At 63.2% G+C, this 19,020-nt stretch carries 18 protein-coding genes; 17 read left to right on the top strand and 1 reads right to left on the bottom strand.

Features of this window, described 5'->3' with window-relative positions; all coding sequences use genetic code 11:
- Positions 1-2: 2 nt before the first annotated feature.
- The 5 genes from pstA (at position 3) to EKO19_RS19095 (ending at position 3,858) form a co-directional block, all read left to right on the top strand.
- Positions 3-851: a phosphate ABC transporter permease PstA gene (gene pstA, locus EKO19_RS19115; RefSeq protein WP_407676658.1), complete on the top strand. Its 849-nt coding sequence runs from the start codon at positions 3-5 to the stop codon at positions 849-851.
- Positions 852-985: 134 nt separating this feature from the next.
- Positions 986-2,182 (top strand): SpoIIE family protein phosphatase, encoded by a 1,197-nt coding sequence (locus EKO19_RS19110; protein ID WP_175597110.1) that lies wholly within the window; start codon positions 986-988, stop codon positions 2,180-2,182.
- A complete protein-coding gene (locus EKO19_RS19105; RefSeq protein ID WP_129778039.1) occupies positions 2,183-2,743 on the top strand; it encodes a SiaB family protein kinase in 561 nt (186 codons plus the stop codon).
- A gap of 13 nt (positions 2,744-2,756) precedes the next feature.
- Entirely contained in the window at positions 2,757-3,146 is a 390-nt protein-coding gene (locus tag EKO19_RS19100; protein ID WP_157995334.1) for a DUF1987 domain-containing protein, read from the top strand.
- Positions 3,147-3,243: 97 nt separating this feature from the next.
- Positions 3,244-3,858: an OmpH/Skp family outer membrane protein gene (locus EKO19_RS19095; RefSeq protein WP_129778037.1), complete on the top strand. Its 615-nt coding sequence runs from the start codon at positions 3,244-3,246 to the stop codon at positions 3,856-3,858.
- A 3-nt stretch (positions 3,859-3,861) separates the two neighbouring features.
- Here the strand turns inward: EKO19_RS19095 and EKO19_RS19090 are convergent, their stop codons facing one another.
- Positions 3,862-4,362, bottom strand: a complete 501-nt coding sequence (locus EKO19_RS19090) for a nuclear transport factor 2 family protein (RefSeq protein ID WP_157995333.1) — start codon at positions 4,360-4,362, stop codon at positions 3,862-3,864.
- 126 nt (positions 4,363-4,488) lie between these two features.
- On the opposite strand from EKO19_RS19090, the gene EKO19_RS19085 reads away from it, so the two are divergent.
- The 12 genes from EKO19_RS19085 (at position 4,489) to EKO19_RS19030 (ending at position 19,014) form a co-directional block, all read left to right on the top strand.
- Entirely contained in the window at positions 4,489-4,905 is a 417-nt protein-coding gene (locus EKO19_RS19085; protein WP_157995332.1) for an NUDIX domain-containing protein, read from the top strand.
- A 4-nt stretch (positions 4,906-4,909) separates the two neighbouring features.
- A complete protein-coding gene (locus tag EKO19_RS19080) occupies positions 4,910-5,425 on the top strand; it encodes an RNA polymerase sigma factor (RefSeq protein WP_129778034.1) in 516 nt (171 codons plus the stop codon).
- Positions 5,422-6,342: a FecR family protein gene (locus EKO19_RS19075; RefSeq protein WP_129778033.1), complete on the top strand. Its 921-nt coding sequence runs from the start codon at positions 5,422-5,424 to the stop codon at positions 6,340-6,342. Before EKO19_RS19080 ends, EKO19_RS19075 begins: the two co-directional genes overlap by 4 nt.
- 104 nt (positions 6,343-6,446) lie before the next feature.
- Positions 6,447-9,773: a TonB-dependent receptor plug domain-containing protein gene (locus EKO19_RS19070; RefSeq protein WP_129778032.1), complete on the top strand. Its 3,327-nt coding sequence runs from the start codon at positions 6,447-6,449 to the stop codon at positions 9,771-9,773.
- A 59-nt stretch (positions 9,774-9,832) separates the two neighbouring features.
- On the top strand, positions 9,833-10,345 hold the full coding sequence (locus EKO19_RS19065) for an RNA polymerase sigma factor (RefSeq protein ID WP_129778031.1): 513 nt from the start codon (positions 9,833-9,835) through the stop codon (positions 10,343-10,345).
- Positions 10,346-10,384: 39 nt separating this feature from the next.
- A complete protein-coding gene (locus EKO19_RS19060) occupies positions 10,385-11,305 on the top strand; it encodes a FecR family protein (protein ID WP_129778030.1) in 921 nt (306 codons plus the stop codon).
- Between the two features lie 128 nt (positions 11,306-11,433).
- Positions 11,434-14,967 carry a TonB-dependent receptor domain-containing protein gene (locus tag EKO19_RS19055; protein ID WP_129778029.1) on the top strand — a complete coding sequence of 1,178 codons (3,534 nt, stop codon included), beginning with the start codon at positions 11,434-11,436 and terminating at the stop codon, positions 14,965-14,967.
- Between the two features lie 161 nt (positions 14,968-15,128).
- The gene (gene exbB, locus EKO19_RS19050; protein ID WP_246038914.1) at positions 15,129-15,959 is read left to right on the top strand and encodes a tonB-system energizer ExbB; all 831 of its coding nucleotides are present in this window, start codon (positions 15,129-15,131) and stop codon (positions 15,957-15,959) included.
- 4 nt (positions 15,960-15,963) lie between these two features.
- Positions 15,964-16,395, top strand: coding sequence for a TonB system transport protein ExbD (gene exbD, locus EKO19_RS19045; protein WP_129778028.1), 432 nt, complete (start codon positions 15,964-15,966; stop codon positions 16,393-16,395).
- Positions 16,392-17,156, top strand: coding sequence for a TonB family protein (locus tag EKO19_RS19040; RefSeq protein ID WP_129778027.1), 765 nt, complete (start codon positions 16,392-16,394; stop codon positions 17,154-17,156). Before exbD ends, EKO19_RS19040 begins: the two co-directional genes overlap by 4 nt.
- 296 nt (positions 17,157-17,452) lie before the next feature.
- On the top strand, positions 17,453-17,965 hold the full coding sequence (locus EKO19_RS19035) for an RNA polymerase sigma factor (protein WP_157995331.1): 513 nt from the start codon (positions 17,453-17,455) through the stop codon (positions 17,963-17,965).
- Between the two features lie 59 nt (positions 17,966-18,024).
- Positions 18,025-19,014 (top strand): FecR family protein, encoded by a 990-nt coding sequence (locus EKO19_RS19030; protein ID WP_129778025.1) that lies wholly within the window; start codon positions 18,025-18,027, stop codon positions 19,012-19,014.
- The last annotated feature ends 6 nt before the right edge of the window (positions 19,015-19,020 follow it).

Raw genomic sequence — 19,020 nt, 5'->3', positions numbered from 1 at the left:
CGATGCGCGGACTACGCAAACGCAAGTTCACGGCGTGGATCGCGATGAGCGCCAGTGCGCTCGCGACGCTCATCGGTCTCGCCGTCCTCGCGCTGATTCTGTGGACGTTGATCTCTCGCGGCCTGGGCGGATTGTCTCTCGATGTCTTCACTCAGATGACGCCGGCGCCGGGCAATGCCGGCGGCCTGCTCAACGCGCTGTTCGGCAGTCTGGCGATGACGCTCATCGGTTTCATCATCGGCACGCCCATCGGCGTGCTCGCGGGAACCTATCTTGCCGAGTACGGACGCGGCAGTCGCTTGAGCATGCTGATCCGATTCATCAACGATGTGCTGCTGAGTGCGCCGTCCATCATCGTCGGCTTGTTCGTCTACACGCTGCTGGTCACGACGATGGGACATTTCTCCGCGATCGCGGGAGCCGTGGCGCTGGCCATGATCTTGATTCCCGTCGTGGTGCGTACCACGGAAGACATGCTGGTGATCGTGCCGGACTCGATTCGTCACGGCTCGGCGGCGCTCGGCGCACATCCGTGGCGCACGATTACATCGATCGTCTATCCGGCGGCCAAGCGCGGACTCGTGACCGGTGCCTTGCTCGGTATCGCGCGTATCAGTGGCGAGACGGCGCCGTTGCTGTTCACGGCGTTGAACAATCAGTTCTGGAGCACGGATCTCAACAAGCCCATGGCGAATCTGCCGGTGGTGATCTTCCAGTTCGCCATGAGTCCTTACCAGGACTGGCAGTCGCTGGCGTGGACCGGCGCACTGTTGATCACGACATTCGTGCTGGCGCTGAGCATCATCGCGCGCGTGCTGTCGGGGCGCTCTGGCGATCGTCACACATTGTAACTACCGGTCTGCACTCCGGACCGCCAATGTGACAGTCTCGTGACCCCCGGCCAAAGTTGGACTTGCGTCCTACCTCGCCACCCGGGGTCTTGAGGAAAATGCCGCGGTCATCTGTTCAGACCGTTGTTTGTTCAATGTTCCGTATCGGACAGCTCGCCACTACCGGCCCTGCGCTGACTCCACGCCACACCTGCGTGGAGGCTCTGGATTACTTTTCCGGCCACCCGAGCCACGACATCTTGCCCATCGTCAACGAGGATCGGCCGGTCGGGTTGATCACGCGTCACGTCCTGTTGGAGCGCTTTTCGCGGCCTTTCCAGCACGAGCTGTTCGGCAACAAGAGCTGCTCGCTGTTCATGGACAAGAAGCCGCTGCTGGTCGACGAGGACGACTCGATCGCCACCGTGGGCGCGGTCGCGGCCAGCGATTCACGCAAGGCCTTGCAGGACGGCGTGATCGTCACCTCCAAGGGCAAGTATTCGGGGACCTGCAGTGGGCCGACGATCATGCAAGTGCTCGCCGACATGCAGGTGGAGCGCAGCCGCCAGGTTCTGGAAGGAGTGCGTTATGCCAGTCGCATTCAGCGCGCGTTCCTGCATACCTCGAATGAGAATCTCGCCGAACATCTGCCGCAGCACCAGGTCTTCTGGGAACCTCGGGACATGGTCGGTGGCGACTATTATTTCTGTCGCGGCGATCGGGATCGGGTGTTCGTCGCCGTGCTCGATTGCACCGGCCACGGCGTTCCCGGCGCGCTGATGACCATGATCATGTCCGCGAATCTCGAAGCATCGATCGCGGAAGTGGACTGCTGGGATCCGAGCGCATTGCTGGCAAACATCAATCGACGCGCTCGCGCCGCACTGGGACAACGGCAACGTCCGCAGTCCGACGGCGCTGCCAACGAATGTTCCGACGATGGCATGGACGCGTCGCTCGTGTTGATCGATCGGCGCAAGGGACGCCTGCAATTCGCCGGTGCGCGATTGCCGGTGTTCGTGTCGTATGCGGGTCACGACTCGTGGGTATGTTTGCCCGCAGGTCGTCCAGGCGTGGGTTACGCGGACACGCCCGACGATACGGAATGGCCGATCAGCGAGACGCCGCTGGAGAAGGGCATGCGCATCGCGCTCGCCACGGACGGATTGTTCGATCAGATCGGTGAAACGCGCGCCATCGCTTACGGCAAAGCGAGGTTCGCGCAGTCCTTGGGTGCGGCTTCCGGAGCGGGGCTGCAGGATAACTTCGAAGAAACGTTGTCACGTTACCGGCAGTGGCAGGGATCTCAGTCACGCCGTGACGATGCGACGCTAGTGATGTTTGAGGTTTAGATGAGCTCCAATGTTGCACATCGGACGATGCCGGAATCGTCCGAACGGGAAATCTTCAGTTACTCCGGCGCGGTGAGTGCCGGCATCGTCGGCGCCACCGGCGAAACGTTGCGCGCCCGGCTGGCGTCGCTGAACGTGGATGGCCAGCGCGCCAGAAAGATATTTTCCAGTTTCGTCGAGCTGGCCTACAACATCATTCATCATGGCGAGCCCGAAGGGGCCCGCGATGTGAAGATCGTTCGCTGCGGCGCGGTCGCCGTGTGGCAGCGAGAGCAACGCTATCATTTGCGTTCGCAGAGTTTGATCTCGGCCGACAACGCACCACCGATCGCGCAGCGCCTGCAGACTTTGCGGGATCTGACGCCGGAACAAATCCGTTTCGAGTTCCGTCTGCGCTTGACGAATCTGCAGTACACCTCGGACGCCAGTCCCACTGGCGGCGCTGGCCTGGGTCTGCTCACCATCGCGCGCAACGCGGTCGAGCCCATCGATTTCGAGCTGGTCCCGGTTCCGTCTCACGATGGCCGGCTGCAGCTCACCATTCATACCGTGGTTCAGTAGCAGGAGAGAGCAAATGGAGCGTCTGACTCTTCCCGCCACCCAGTTCACTCCGCTGGTGGACTTCGATTACGCCAGCCGCGCGTTCGTCCTGCAAGGCGAGTCTTATCCGGAGAATGCCGCGGAATTCTATGGGCCGATCCTGTCGGCGCTCCGCCAATATATGAATGACTCGCAGTCCGGAAAGACCACAGTGACGCTGCAGTTCGCGTACGTCAACAGCTCGAGTACTCGCAGTTTGCAGCAGTTGCTGACATTGCTGGATTCGGCGGCGCGCGACGGCGCGAGCATCGATGTGCGCTGGCTGGTCGAGGTCGACGACGATGCGATGGCCGAGCTGGGCGTGGATCTGTTGAGCGACAAGGGCTCGCTGAGCTATGAGATTGTCAACACGCCGCTGTCATAGAACAGCAATAACCCGACCTTAGGATGGTTGGCTCCCATCGTGCCCGATGGCACTGTCCTGGCGTATTGCCATCCATCCTCCAATGACCTCATACAAAATGCGATCCGCTCCTGTCGCCGCCGCGCTGCTGTTGGCACTCGGTGGCATCGGTAATGCCGTGGCCGCCGAAGACGCCGCCCCCTCCCAGACTCAAGGCCTGGGTGGTCCCGAAATCCCCGGCGTTTGTTTGCTGAGCCGTCAGGCGATTTTCGCCAACGCCGAAGTGGGCAAGTCCGCCTCCGAACAGATCGCCAGGCTGACCGAACAATCGCAGGCGGAGTTCGAGGCCCAGCGCAAGCCGTTGGAAGAAGAGGCACGCAAGCTCGAAGGCGAGAAGGCTTCGCTGCCGGCGGCAAAGTTCACCGAGCAACAGCAAGCGCTGGCGCGCCGTTGGAGCGAGCTGCAGAAAAAGGCCGAGCATCGTACCCGTGAGATCGAAGCGACCCGGCAGAAGGCCATCGACCGGATCTCCACCGAGGCGCAGCCGGTGCTGGCCGAAGTGTACAAGCAGCGCAAATGCGGGTTGCTGATTGATCGTGGCGTCGCGCTCGGCGGCAACATGAATGGCGATCTGACCGCGGCCGTGGTCAAGGCGCTGGACGCCAGGATCAAGACCATTCCGATCCAGCGCGAGATTCTGCCGATGACGCCGGTGGCGTCGACCGGCCGTTAGTCGTCAATGCTTCGCGTCGCCGGACGGTTGATCCGATCCGGCGACGATGCCCGCCTGGCGCGCCAGCAGCCACCATTTGCCGTCCTGGAACAAAAAGATATCGGTGTAGCGCCGTCGGAACGGCGTGTCGCCGAACATCTTGAAGTCGCTGCTGCCCGGCGCCGCGACCACCATTTCGTGACCGACCAGCACGCCGACATTGCCTGTGATATGGACGGCTTCGGCAACGCGCTCGAACTTCTCCTTGGCAATCGCGCCGGTGCGCACCGATTCCAGCAGCAGGTCCCGGGTCAGCACGCGACGCGACGGGCCGTTGACCAGAAGATTGGGATGAAGCATACGGGCCAACTCGTCGGTTTTGCCTTCGAACACCTGCCGGCGCTGTTCCTGATCGGCGGCGCGTAGCGAAGCTTCAGTGGGGGCGGCCTGCGTCCCGGCGCGCGCCGGAGCAAACATTCCCTGGGTCGCAATGGTCAGCACGGCCAGCAGGCTCATCATGCGCATCGACGGCTCTCCCCATGGCAGCGGTTGTCGGTGTTCAGTCTGAAGCGAGGGGCATGATACGTCATTGTGGCGGGGATGGCTCCCACTCGTTTGATGAGCCATGCAAGAACGTATCGACGTGTACTGATGACTCTCGTGGTCGCGACCGTGGTCCTGGTGCGCGGGAAAGTACTGTTGGTGCAGGAAAATCTCCCAGGCGAGCCGTGGTATCTGCCGGCCGGCCGTGTCGAGCCCGGTGAGCAATTGCTGGCAGCGGCGCGGCGTGAATGCCGCGAAGAGGCGGGGCTGCACATCGAGCCCACCAATCTGCTCGCGATCGAGCAGCGCTGGCGTGGGACCAAACCGTGGACGCGCTTCGTGTTTCGCGGCGAACTGGTCGGCGATGGCACGCCGAAGTCGGTGGCCGACGAGCACACGCAGGCCGCCGCCTGGTGGCCGGTCGAACAGTTGCACGAGCTGAACCTGAGAGGCGAGGACGTGCTGAATCTCGTGGCGCTCGATGCCACGGAGGGCGCGTCGACCCGCCTCCTGAAAGCGACTTGAACGCATGGCTCACAGCGAAGATCAGATGGCGCTCGTCGAGGCGTGGTGCAGTCACCGGCCGGGACTGGTGCGATTTCTCGCGCGCCGCCTGCGCTGTGAAGCCACCGCGAAGGACATCGCACAGGAAATCTGGCTGCGCCTGCAACGGGTCAATCGACCGGCGCTCCACCAGAATCCACGCGCCTTGCTGTTCCAGATCGCGGCCAATCTCGCCACCGATCACTATCGCGTGCAGCAGCGGCGGCTGGAGCTGGACGCCGAGATCGGCGAGCTGCTGAGCGATGAGCGGGATGAGGCGTCGCCCGAACATCTGCTGATGGCCGCGCAGGAGTTGGCGCAACTGGAACAGGCCGTTGACCGGTTGCCGGAGCGCAGCCGGGAAGTGTTCCGCATGAATCGTTTCGAAGGCCATAGTCAAAAAGAGATCGCCGAACGATTGGGCATCTCGGTGACGGCGGTGGAGAAACATCTCCGGAAAGCTTTCGCACGACTGGCCTCCTTGCGGACGCAGCTCGAATGAGCGGGCTGGAGCAAGCCAACCCGTCGGTGGACTCGGTGGCCCGGGAGTGGGTACTCAAGCTTGCGTCCGGGCATGCCACCGCCGAAGACACGGCCGGCGTCCGCGCCTGGCTCGCCGAGAGCCCGACGCATCGAAGTGCTTTCAAACGAGCGAAGGCGGTCTGGCACGACGCGCGCAATGTCGAGCACAAGTTCCAGACGAAGCCCGCATCGCGTCGATACAAGGCGCCGCTGCTGGCGGCGGCAGCGCTCGCAGGCATTCTGCTCGTTCCCATCCTCGGACATCTGTGGGTCGTCGGTCACGCCGACTATCATTCACCGCTCGGGCAGGTGAACGAGGTCGCATTGCCCGACGGCTCGACGGTGTGGCTCGACACGGGCGCCGCCATCGACATCTCTTTCACGGACCAGCGGCGCGACGTGTCGTTGTTGAAAGGGCGCGCATTCTTCGCGGTCGCACCGGACAGCAGCAAGCCCTTCCGCGTCGAAGCGCTCGGTGGATCGGCGACCGCAGTCGGCACGGCGTATTCAGTGGCGCTCGAACGAAGCGGGGTCAGCGTCGCTGTCGAAGAGGGCCACGTGCGCATCGCCAAAGGCGCATCGGAAGTCACGCTCGCGGCCGGCATGCAGGGCAGCTGGTCGGAGGAAGGGCAGCTGTCGGCACAAACCGGTGAGGACGAGACCACCGACAGCTGGCGCCATGGCAGACTCATCGTCAACGACCGGCCGCTGGCCGAGCTCATCGATCAGCTCGACCGCTATCATCGCGGTGTCATCCTCCTGCGAGATCGTGGCGAGGTGCATGTCAGCGGTCAGTTCGACCTCCGGCGCACCGATCAGGCATTGCAGGCGCTGGCGTTGAGCCAGGGCCTGCATGTTTCCAATTGGACACCGTGGCTCACCGTGCTGTCTCGTTGAGAGAAATCCGCGGGCGCGGGTTAGGTTCGCGCTCCGTCCGCTCGTAATACCTGCAGAGGGATGCAGCGTGCATCCGGCAGCGACACGAGCAGACGGGGAGTTCCATGTCCAGGTATCGATTTTCGCCGCGATCGGCGGCACTCGCCACCGCGGTGGCGATTACGCTCGCCACGTGCAACGTTCAGGCGCAACAGAACCGCACCGAGCAAACATCGCGAGCTCAGTTGTCGTTCGACATTCCCGCTCAACCGCTGGCGCGGGCCTTGAGCAAATTTGGCGAAACCACCGGCTTCCAATTGGTTTACGAAGCTCGGCTCGCCGACAACAAGCAGTCGCGGGCGCTGGTCGGTACGTTTGAACCTCGTCAGGCGTTGCTGGAGATGCTCGTCGATACAGGGCTCGTGGCCCGCTTCACGGATGCGCGCACGGCCGTCATTCAAGCGGCGGGCAGTCAGAGAACGCTCGGGCCGGTGCGCGTCGAAGGAGCGCAGACGCAGGAGGGACCGCCGCGCATTGGCGAAGGCATCTCGACGCTGGGCGGCGTGCGAGGTCATCAGGAAGATGAAACCGTCGGCTACCGGCCCAATGTTTCCACGGTCGGCTCGGGCCGTCCCATTCCCATCGAAGACAACGCGCGCGCCGTGTCGGTGCTGACCCGCGAGCAGATGGAAGATCAGGGCGTGAACGATCTGGGCGAGGCGCTGAATCGCTTGCCCGGTGTCGCGGTCTCCGGCGGCATTTATGCACGCGGTCAACAGATCCAGAGCTTTCAGGTGGATGGCGGCACGCCGCAGAACATCAATGATTTTCTCAAGGCTTCAGGCTCGTCCGGGCCGGAGATGGGCAATACCATCAACATGGCCGCCTACGAACGTGTCGAGCTGGTACGCGGCGTGAACGCGGCCTATGTGGGCAACAACTCCCTCGGCGGCACGCTCAATCTGATTCGCAAGCGGCCCACGGCGGAATCGTCGGACTCGCTCACGCTGACCGCAGGCAGCTGGAATCGTTGGCAGGGCATGTACGACGTCACAGTGGCGAACATCGCCGATTCGAACATCGCGTTCCGCGGCGTGCTCGATCTGCAGACCAGCAAAGCCTTCTACGACAAGTTCCAGCGCGAGAACGGCACGGCTTACGGCATTTTCGACGTTCCCTTGTCGGCCAGCTCGCGGGCCGAGTTTGGCATGAGCTACAGCAACTCGAAGACCGACAGCCCCTACCTCGGCGTGTATCGATATGCGGATGGTCCGTTGCTCGAGGTTCCTCGCAGCACCAACTTCGGGCCGAAGTGGGGCTACTCGGACTACGAAGAGACCGAAGTGTTCTCGCGCATCAAGACCGATTTCTCGGCGGACTGGACGCTCAACGTGGGCGTCAGTCGCACCGTGGTGGACAAGTCCGTGTCAGTCATCGACGCCATCGCCAACAACACCTGGCTGAGTAACGGCCAGACCACCGGCAACCCGACGGTCTACAGCGATCCCATGGCCTACGACGATGAGATCGAGCTGTTGAGCGGCGACATCCGCGTCGCCGGTAAATTCCAGACCTGGGGCCTGACCCACAACCTGTTCGCGCAGGCCGGCTACTACGACTCCGACTCCTCGCACCTCAGCTCCGGCTGGGCGAACAGCTACGGTGGCACGCCGGTGCCGTCGCTGGACGCGCTGTTCGTCGACGATTTCACGCTGGTGAAATCGGCTCGAGTCCTGGACCGCACTTCCGAGCGTCGGGTGCAGGGCTCGATCGAGGATCTGATCAGCTGGCGCGACAAGATCGACCTGCGCGTGGCGCTGGGCTATATGAACTCGGATTCGTATCGCTTCATCCATGGCTCGCGCTGGGTGAATTACTTCCCCGACGGCGGCGACTATGTGTCCCCGACCCGCGCCGAGAAGTATCAGACCAGGCCGGATGCAACTCCGACGTATGCCATGGTGTTCAAGCCGTGGCGCGGCTGGAGCATCGCGCCCAGCTATGCCGAAGGGACCACGGATCAATCTTTCTACTACGGCCTGAACGGCGAGCGCCTGGGGCCGGCCACGTATCAGAACAAGGAATTGATGGTTCGCTATACCACGCCGCAATGGATGGCCAGCGCCAATTACTACACCGCGGACAATACCAATGTCGGCAAGTGGATGCCGGGAGTGACGACCTGCGGTCCGACCGGCATGGGGCAGTGTTATTACGAGAGCGGTTCCGACGTGGAATCCAGCGGCTACGAGTTCGAGCTGTCCGGACTGCTGTTCGATCAGCTGAATGTTTCGCTGAGCTACACCTTCGGCGAGAGCACGAGCACGTCGACCGACGAGCCGGTGTTTTCCCAATCGCCCGAAGAGACCGGCAAGCTGGCCATCGCCTGGACGCCGCCGGCGTGGCCGGCAGTGCGGCTCACCGCCGCCTACTCGTATCGCAGCGACGTCTATCTCGCCGGATACCTGCCGGTCCTCGACAACAACGGCGTGCAACAGGGCTGGCAGCAGTACGACTTCGTGACCAAGGGTTATCATCTGTTCGATCTGGGCGTGCGATATGCATATTCGCCGTCGCTGGAGTTCGCGCTGCTGGCGGAGAACATCACGGATGAGTCCTATCTGATCATTGCGGACCCGAGGATCGGTTTGTACGGCAATCCGCGTAATGTTTCTTTGCAGTTCAAGTGGCTGGATCCGACGATGCGTCGTGGCGGCGGCCGCGCGTCGATGAACGGGCATTTCCCGTTCGGCGATCCGAGCCGCTGGTACACGGCGCTGGACTTCGGTTATCGCGACGGCTCGAGGATCGAGGCCCGCTCACCGAAGCCGGCGAAGTGGGATTGGCAGCTGGGCGAGAACTTCGCCACGTTCTGGCGCGTCGGTCGTCACGTGCAGGATCGCTGGCGCATCGAAGTGGAGGGCGGCTATCGCGCCATCGACATCGATGGCATCCATACAGCCGGTACGAACGAGGTCACGATTTGCGCGAATGCCTGGGATGCGCCGGCGTTTCCTGCTTGCAAGCCGCAAGGCGGCCGGTTCGACACTTTCAGCTTCATGGCGAACGGCTTGTATCAACCCTGGAACGACCGACGCTTCATGCCGTTCCTCGGTGCCGGCGTCGGCGTCGCGGTGGCGCAGGTGGAGATGGGCGGACGCTTGCCGGTGCACGATGCCGCTGGCAATGAAGTAACTGCAGGAACGGATACGCACATCGTGCGACCCGCGCTGCAAGCCATCGCCGGTGTGTCCTTGCGCCTGGCCGATCGTTTGAGCGCCGATTTGAGCTATCGCTACTTCTATGTGCCGGACGCGAGCTGGTCGATGGCCAGCGACTCCGCGGGCGACACAGGACCGATCGAGTATGGTCTGAAGCGCTTCGAAGCCGACTTGAAGGATCGATCGCTCACCCTGGCCTTGCGCTGGAACTTCGATGCCGGCGCCCGCTGAGCGCTTGCGGACCCGGCCGTCCTGGCTCGTTCCTGTGGGAGCGAGCCGGGAGCGGTGTGATGTCAGAAGGCCGAAACGCGAGCGAGGCATTCCGCGAGAATGAATCTGGTCTGATCAGATTCATCGCGGCCCGTGTCGGCTGTCGCGCCACCGCCGAGGACCTCGGGCAGGAGATTTATGTCCGGCTGGAGCGGGTGAGTTGGGCGCAGGTGGTCAATCCCCGGGCGTTCCTGTTCCGGATCGCCGCCAATCTCATCACCAATCACAAAGAGCAGGCGCGCCGCCACGCCGAGCTGAATGAAGAGGCCATGGAGCTGCTGTGGGGCAGCTTCGATTCGGCCACGCCCGAGCGTCATGCGCTGGCGGAAGAAGAATTGACTCAGGTCTGGTCGGCGATGGAAGAACTGCCGGAGCGCACGCGGCAGGTCCTGGCGTGGAGCCGCTTCGAGGGGCTGAGCAACACGCAGATCGCCGTGCGCCTCGGGATCTCCAGCCAGGCGGTGGACAAACACCTGCGCAAGGCGATCGACCATCTGCTGTGCGCGAGCCGGGGCGAAAAAAATCCGCGCTGACGGTTGGAATCCGGTTGGGTTGGCTGTCATGACTGTGACATGAGTAATCCCCCGAGCGGCAAAACCTCTGCGGAGCCCAGGAGCGCCAGCGACTGGGTCGCCGTGCTCGCTTCGAAGCGGGCCAGCGCCGAGGACTTGCGTGCGCTGAAAGCCTGGCTGGCGGCGGATGCCGCGAATCGGCGTGAGTTCGATGAGGCGCGTCGACTGTGGTCGGGCATCGCGCCGCTCGAAGCGCCGTTGATTCAATCGTTGCCCCGTCGTCGACCCATCGCGATCACGGCGGGTCTGGCGGCCGCGGCGTGTCTGGTGATTGCCGTATTCATCGGCGCATTCAACCCTCACGATCTCGTTTCGCCGGTCGGCGAAGTGCACGAAGTACCGCTCGCCGACGGCAGTCGGCTCTGGCTGGACAGCGGCGCGGCCGTCGATTTCGAGCAGCACGACGGGCGCCGCACGCTGCGGGTTGCGAGAGGGCGGGTTCACATCGTCGTCGCCGAGAACGAAGCGCCATTCGTCGTCGAAGCGCGCGATGCGGTGATTCGCGACATCGGCACGGCGTTCTCGGTGGATGTCAGCGACGACGAACTGAAGGTCGCCGTCAGCGAAGGATTGGTCGAAGTCAGCGCAGGAAACGATTTGACCACGCTCGGCGCGGGCCGTGCGGCCCGGTTTGACGGCGACGATCCGGACACCGCCTACGATTTCGATGTGACTTTCGAAGCGGCCTGGCGCGAGGGGCGCGTCATGTTCAAGGAAGTGCCGCTGCTGAGCGTGGTGCGCGAACTGGGGCGCTATCGAACCGGCAAGATTCTGGTGCTGGACGACACGGCCGGCAATCGAACCGTGAGCGGCAGCGTCGCGATCGCCGACATCGAGGGCGGTCTCGACTCGCTGGCCAATGCCGCCGGCGTGCGTTTGCTCAGGCTGCCCGGCGTGGTTATCGTGCACGGTGCGAGCTGACCGCAATCTCTCTTTCATCGATTCGAAGTTGGAATAGCACTGCCTCGACTGTCCTTGTGGCACGCGATGACTGATTCATCGCACGCAAGCCGCAGGACGGTTCCGCGGCGTCGTATTCCGGAGGCTGGATGAAGGCGGTCAGAACGGGTTTGTCGAAGCTCGCGCTTGCGATTGCAACGACATTGTCGGTATGCGCGGTAGCTCAACAGGTACAGGCGCAGGAGACGGCGAGGGCGCAACGCTTTCGTTTCGATCTCAAGGCCGGGTCGCTCAGCGAGACCCTCGCGCGCTTCTCCGAGATCTCCGGCATTCAGCTGGTGTACTCGAGCGAGCTGGTCAAAGGCATGCAGAGCGGCGGGCTCTCCGGTGAATATTCCGGCTCGGATGCGTTGACGAGTTTGTTGACGGGCACCGGCCTGGTCGCGCGCTTCAGCTCGCCGACGACTGCCTCGGTGGTCCGCGCACCCAACGCTCAAACGCGCGAGTTGGGGCCGGTTCGCGTCGAGGGCGCGGATCAAGTGAAGCCCGTGCGCGGCGAAGGTGTTGCGCAGTTGGGCGGCATTCGCGGTGGACAGAATCAAGAGGAGCGGGGACTGCGAGCCGTCGTGGCGGGAGTAGGTACGGGGGCGCCCACCCCGATCGAAGATATTCCGCGTTCGGTGTCCGTGCTGACCCAGGCGCAGCTCGAAGCGCAGGACATCCAGGACTTCGACGAAGCGATACGACGCATGCCGGGCCTGTCCATGATCGAGCGTCTGCCCAGCTCGGGGGGCGAAGCCTCCGGTGTCGGCGGCGCGATCTACTCGCGCGGCTTCGCTGTATCGACAGTTCAGATCGACGGCGGCGCGCCACGTTATCTCGATATCATCAACAACGGTCTGCTCGATCTCAACGGTTACGAGCGCGTCGAGCTGGTGCGTGGTGCGAACGGCGTGTTTGCCGGCGTCAATTCGCCGGGCGGTACCATCAATCTGGTGCGCAAGCGTCCGGGTGGCGCGCCTTCCTTGGATGTGAATCTCACGGCCGGCACGGACCAGCGGTATCAAGCACAGGTCGATTGGTCGACGCCGAGCGTGCTGGGTACGCCGGTGGCGTTTCTCACCAGCGTGTCCCACGAGGATCAGCAGTATCCGTGGGGCAACGATCATCTCAAGCGCACCTCGCTCTACGGCATCTTCGATATTCCGTTCGGCGATCGCGCCCGTCTGGAGCTGGGCGCGCGGTATCTGAAGATCGACGAGGACGGCCTCTATCAGGGCTCGTATCGCAGCTTCGAGGGCGCCAATCTGCACACGCCGTTCGGGTTCAACTACACCCCCGAGTGGGCCTTCCTCGATACCAAGACCACGGAGTTGTTCAGCCACTTCTACGTGCGGCTGCTGGACAACTGGAATTTCGACATCGGCCTGAACTATTCGAATCAGGACAAGCGCAGCCTGGACACGGCGGTCAACGGCACGGTGAATATCATGTCGAACACCGACGAGGCCTTTCGAGTTTGTTATCAAGGCGTGTGCCGGCCGGTTCCGACGACCATCCTGGCGCGCGAGAATTTCTACACCGGGGACAATCTGAGCACCGACTTCCGGGTCACCGGCAAGTTCGATACCTGGGCTCTGACCCACAACGTTTATGTCGCCGGCGACTTCAACCAGGCGAGCGGCGCCGACGCCGAGCTGGACCGGTACGATCCCAACTGGCCGGCGGTGTATTCGCTGGCGGATTTCATGAACGTCCGTTATTTGCCCAAGCCGGCGTACTACTTCGGCGGCACCTTCTCCTTCGACGACGACTATCGAAACACGACCTCGCAGTGGGGCCTGGCGGTCTCCGATACGATTTCGTGGCACGACCGCGCCTCAGTGACGCTGTCCGCGCGTCGGCAGGGCTACCAGACCTCCGGTGCCCGAGTGGTGCGCCGGCGCGCCGACGGCGAGCCGTTCCAGATCCAGAACGACGAGATCAATGACGGCCTCGGCGATCGCGCGCCCGAATGGCGGCCGAGCTACGCCGCGGCCTTCAAGCCGTTACGGGATGTGACGATGTACGGCAGCTACAGCGAAGGCTCGGACCCGCCGCGAGAGGTTTACGCGCCCGGCAACGAACGACTGCCCGCCACGACTTACAAGAACCTGGAATACGGCGTGAAGTACGGTGTCGCCGACTGGTTGCTGACGGCGTCGAATTATCGGCTCCAGCAGGATCATGTCGCGCAGGCGATTCCGGGAACGCGCGGGCAGTGCGGCCCTTTGCCCACTTCGTCTTGTTATTACAGTGGCGGCATCAGTGTCGAGAGCACCGGCTATGAGCTCGAAGCGACCGGTCGCCTGTTCGGGCAGCTCGATGTGGCGTTGAGCTATACGGACAATCGCACCGTGAACAAGCCCAGCGATGTGATCCTCGACACTCGCTCTCCGGAAAAGCTGGGCAAGCTGTTCATGAATTGGGATGTGCCCTGGCTGCCATCGCTGTCGGTGAACGTCGGTGCGATCTATACGGGGCGCATATTCGAGCAGGGCACGCACACGGAATACGATCCAGTCACCTACGAGCTGGTCTTTGAAGAACCCTTCGCGTACGAGGAGGACGCCACGATGATCTGGGACGTGGGTGCCAGCTACAACGTGAGCGACAACGTCAAGGTGTCGCTGCTGATCGAGAACGTCGCGGATACCGAGTACTACTCGACCGTCAGCAGCGTCGTGAATCACATCGGCAATCCCCGCACGGCGCTATTGAAAGTGACCTGGCGCGACGGCGGTGATCGCAGCGGTTACACGCCGAGCCCGACCACGGGGCTGGCACCATTCGGCGATCCGGGGGACTGGTACGGCGCGCTCGATTTCGGTCAACAGCAGCCCGAGGACTGGAAGGCGGAATCGACCGGCGCGGGCGTGTCGGGGCAGCCGGTGAAATGGAAGTTCGAGACGACGCAGGCGGAGGCATTCGCCGCGCGCCTGGGCTATCGCTTGAACGATCACTGGCGCACCGAAGGCGAGGTCGGCTTTCGTCAACATGGCTTCGGCAGGATCGGTGGCAATCAGACCGTGCCCTACGGTCTGTGCAGCCTGAGCCATGCGCCGGAATTCATCGGCACGCCGCAGGATCGCTTCACCAATTGTTATGAACCGCAGGGCGAAGGCTCGTACTGGAGCTTCATGGCCAATGCGATTCGCGACTTCGGTGCCGCGAGCAATCGCTTCCGGCCGTATGTGGGGCTCGGCATCGGCGCCACGCGTGCCGAGGTGGGTTTCAGGGGGCGTTTAGATGGCTATACCGACGAGGTCTATCGCAACTGGTATCAGACCACCTATGGCAGTGCACTGCCGAACTGGGCGCCGGTCGCGCCCGGCGAGCATGCGGTAGGCGGCGGGGCGAACTGGGGCTTCACCTATCAGCTGCAGCTTGGCATGAGCTGGCGCGTCACCGATCGGGCGACCATCGATGCGAGCTACAAATACATTCGCGACCAGCTGGATGTGAAGGCCGCGAACCTGACGGACTACTATCCCCGCGAGCTTTCGAACGACCCGCCTTACAACATTCCCGAGTCGAATCGCCTCGTCGGCGCCGGCCTACCGCAGCTCGGCAGTTTCAAGGGTGACCTGAACAGCCACGCGTTCTCGGTGGGATTGCGCTGGGCGTTCGGCGCTCCACGCTAAGCACGTTTCATCCTTTCGGCGGGTAGCTGAGGGTTACCCGCTGCGAGGAGGATCGAATTGCGCGTGAGGGGGCGGTGAACCAACGCACAAAGATGCGGACTCCCGCCCCCTCAGTCGTTTTGCATGACAGGGGTTCAGCAGTTTTTGCGGAGGGGTCAGAGTTGAGATTCCATCGACAGATGCGCGCCGTCGCGCGGCCTGTGGCGGCCGGCGTACTGGCAACGGTTCTTGCGCTTGCATTCAGTCAAGCTGCCATGGCCGCCGAGGCCAGCGTTTCGTTCAACGCCTTGCCGCATGGCCTGTCCCCCTGGTCGATGTATCGACAGGCCGACGGCATCGTCAAATCCGTCATCCTGATCCTGCTGATCGCCTCGTTCGTCACCTGGACCATCTGGGTCGCCAAGACCCTCGAGCTGCGCAAGCTGCGCAAGACCCTGCGGCAGTCGCTGGTGGATCTGAACGGTTCGCCGAACCTGCCGGCCGATGGCGAGACCCGCGATCCGATCGTGGGCGTGATGGTGACCGCCGCTCACAAGGAGCTGGCGCTGGTGAGCGGCCCGCAGCTCGCGACTTCGAGCGTGACCGAGCGCGTCGCGGCTCGACTCGAGCGTATCGAAGCGGCGGCGGGCGCCAAGGTCAGTAATGGCACCGGCATTCTCGCCACCATCGGTTCGATCGCGCCGTTCGTCGGTCTGTTCGGCACGGTGTGGGGCATCATGAACAGCTTCATCGGCATTTCCGAGGCGAAGACGACCAGCCTGGTGGTGGTCGCGCCCGGTATCGCCGAAGCGTTGCTGGCCACGGCGATCGGCCTGGTCGCGGCGATTCCGGCGGTGTTGTTCTTCAACGTTTTCGCCAAGACGATCACGGCGTATCGCGCGCTGCTGGTCGACGCGGCAACTTATATAAGCTGTGCCGTCAGCCGTGAAGTGGATCGCCGCGCGAACGCCCAGGAAGGCGAGCCGAGGCGTCATGTGGCCGCGGTGAGATAACGCCATGGCCTTCAAACTGACGAAGGGCAATGGCGAGCTGTCGGTCAATCACGAGATCAACGTCACGCCCTTCATCGACGTGATGCTGGTGCTGTTGATCATCTTCATGGTGGCCGCGCCGCTGGCCACCGTCGATGTGCCGTTGGATCTGCCGGTGTCGACGGCGCAGCCGCAGCCGAAGCAGGATGAGCCGGTGTATCTGAGCGTGCAGGCGGACCTGTCGCTCAGCGTGAACGAGAAGCCGATCGCGCGGCCGTCGCTCGGTCTGGAACTGAAAGCGATCACCGGTGGCAGCGCCGAGCGCCGCATCTTTCTGCGGGCCGACCGCACCGTGCCTTATGGTGAGCTGATGAACGTCATGAACGGCTTGCGCGAGGCGGGCTTCACCAAGGTCGCGCTGGTGGGCATGCAAGGTCAGGCGGGAACCGCGCCATGATGCTGGAATTCGATCGACGCAAGGATTTCAACCGCTGGAGCGGCAGCGTGCTGCTGGTCGGCGCCGGTCACGTGGCGATCGTGGCGGGCTTCATGCTCGAGCTCAACTTCGCCCAGGCGCAGCCCGATCAGGCTGCGATGGTGGTCGAGCTCGCGCCCGAGCCGGCGGCACCGCCGATCCCGCCGACCGAGATTCCGCCCGGGCCGCCACAGGTCGAAGCGCGGCCGCAGCCCAAGCCCGAACCGTTGCGTGAAGAACCGAAGTTCGAGCAGCCGCCGGAAGTAAAGACCGAGGTGCCACCGGAATTCGCCGTCGCCAAGGAAGAACCCAAGGACGAGGAGGAAGTCAGCGAGGCGGATCCCGCCGAGATGACCGCGTCGTTACCGACCTTCACCTCCCCGACCAAGGACAATCCGGCCGCGCCGACCGAAGGCGCGACCGATGCGGTGGCCCAGAATGCCGAACGCACCTGGGAGAGCACCTTGCTCGCGCACCTGGAACGTAACAAACGTTATCCGGGCCAGGCGCAGCGGCGCCGTCAGGAGGATGTGATTTATGTGAGATTCGCCATGGACCGCGTCGGCAAGGTCCTGGAGTTCGCGATCGAACGCAGCCGTGGTTACGCGCTGCTCGATCAGGAAGTGTCGGCGTTGATCGAACGTTCGTCACCGTTGCCGCCGCCGCCCGCTGAAGTCGAGGGCGAGCGGCTCGAACTGGTCGTTCCCGTAGAGTTCTTCCTGCGCAAAGTGGCGCACAACTGATCGCTGTTGCTCTTGACGTCGCCGAGCGGAATCGGCGACGTTCCATTTGCACCAGCACCGGCCAACGGACCTGGCTCCACGCACCACCTTGGTGGTTCGGTCACGGTCATAAAACGTTCAGCCGCAGGGGGACCCGCACAACATCCGCCAAAAAATCCCCGAAGGAAGCGTCGATCCCGACCAAAGTAGGGATCTGCTGTGATTCGACGTTGTAGCGGCACCGCTGTTGCAGCGCTCACACAGTTGTAATGTTCCGCGTGCAAACTGGCTTGTCGAGATTGGTGGGAGCATCAGTGATGACGGCGTTGAGCCATGGCGAGCTGATGGATGTATTCATCGGACTACGCGCCCAGATCGAGCGGATTCTGGCCAGCCGTGTCGGCTGTCCGCAGACCGCGGCCGATCTGGCACAGGACATGTATTTCCGCGTGCAGCGGGTGGCCGCGGAGTTGCCGAACGAAGAAGAGGCACGGCGTTACCTGTTGCGTATGGCGACCAATGCCGCCACCGATCACTTCCGGGTGGAGGGTCGGCGCGCCGAGATCCTGTCGGGGCTGGCGATGTTGTTCGAAGGGGTGGAGAGCGATCCGGCGCAAAGCGTGATCAATGGTGACCAGATGCGCGTCATCGAGTCGGCTTTGACCGAGCTGCCGCCGAAATGCCGGGAAGTGCTGTTCTTGAGCCGTGTCGAGGGAATGACTCACGCCGAGATCGCCACCAGGCTCGGCGTGTCGGTCAGTCTGGTGGAAAAATACATGGTACGGGCGCTCTTGCACTGCCGGACCCGGTTGCTGCAACAGACCCACTAACGCGCTAATATCGCTCCACTTTCATTGCGGTGGGGGAGCGTGTCGCTCGTTTCAGGAGCATGCCCTCCAATCACAAGGACGACGAGTTCGACGATCTACCGGAGCCCGCGGTTTCGCCCCTGGAAGAAGAGGCGATTCGCTGGCTGGTACGTCTCACTTCCGGTGAGGCGAATGCTGCCGAAAGAGCACAGTTCGAACGCTGGTCGAATCAAAGCCCCGAGCATCGGGCAGCATTGCGTAATGCGCGCCAGCTCTGGGCGTCGCTCGAAGGCGTGCTGGTCGAGCCTCAGGAAGAAGCCCCGCCCGCTGCTCCCGTTGCCAAGAAGGCGGTCGAAGCGCCGTCGCGCCGCTCCAGCATGTTTCGCTATTTCGCCCTGGCGGCATCGCTGCTGCTGGGCGCGGGTGTCGCTTACCAATCGCTGCACGACTGGCGTCACGACTACGTCACCGCGACCGGCCGGCAGGAGCAGATCAAGCTGGCGGACAACTCGACCGTCACGCTCAACACCGACACGGCCATCGACGTACAGTACAGCGCGCTCGAGCGTCGCGTCGTGCTGGCGCGTGGCGAAGCCTTCTTCGACGTTGCTCACAATCCCGACCTGCCTTTCATCGTCAGAGCGGGCGAGGGCGAGGTGCGCGTGCTCGGCACTGCGTTCTCGGTGCGCAAGGACGGCGATCAATTGCTCGTCACGGTCGAGCGCGGCCGTGTCGAAGTTCGCGCGGGCGTCGATTTCGTCGTGCTGACGCCCAATCAGCAGGTGCGCTTCAACGGCGCGGTGCTGCGCGAAGCGCAAGCCATCGACTCGCACTCGCAACTGGCCTGGCGTCGCGGCCGGCTCATCATCGAAGACCAGCCGTTGTCGCAAGTCATCAGCGAGCTCGACCGGTATCACCCGGGCATGTTCGTCGTCACCAACGACGCCGTCGGTTCGCGTCGCGTGAACGCGGTGATCGATCTGGCTCACATCGACGACTGGCTGGCGGCGCTGACCGATTCGCAGCCCATCGAGCTGCATCGCTACGGGTTCGTCACCGTCATTCGCTGAGCGCCC

Origin of the sequence: Peristeroidobacter soli (assembly GCF_004138485.1) — a bacterium.
GTDB classification, from domain to species: domain Bacteria; phylum Pseudomonadota; class Gammaproteobacteria; order Steroidobacterales; family Steroidobacteraceae; genus Steroidobacter; species Steroidobacter soli.
This window is presented reverse-complemented; position numbering and strand designations above follow the sequence as displayed.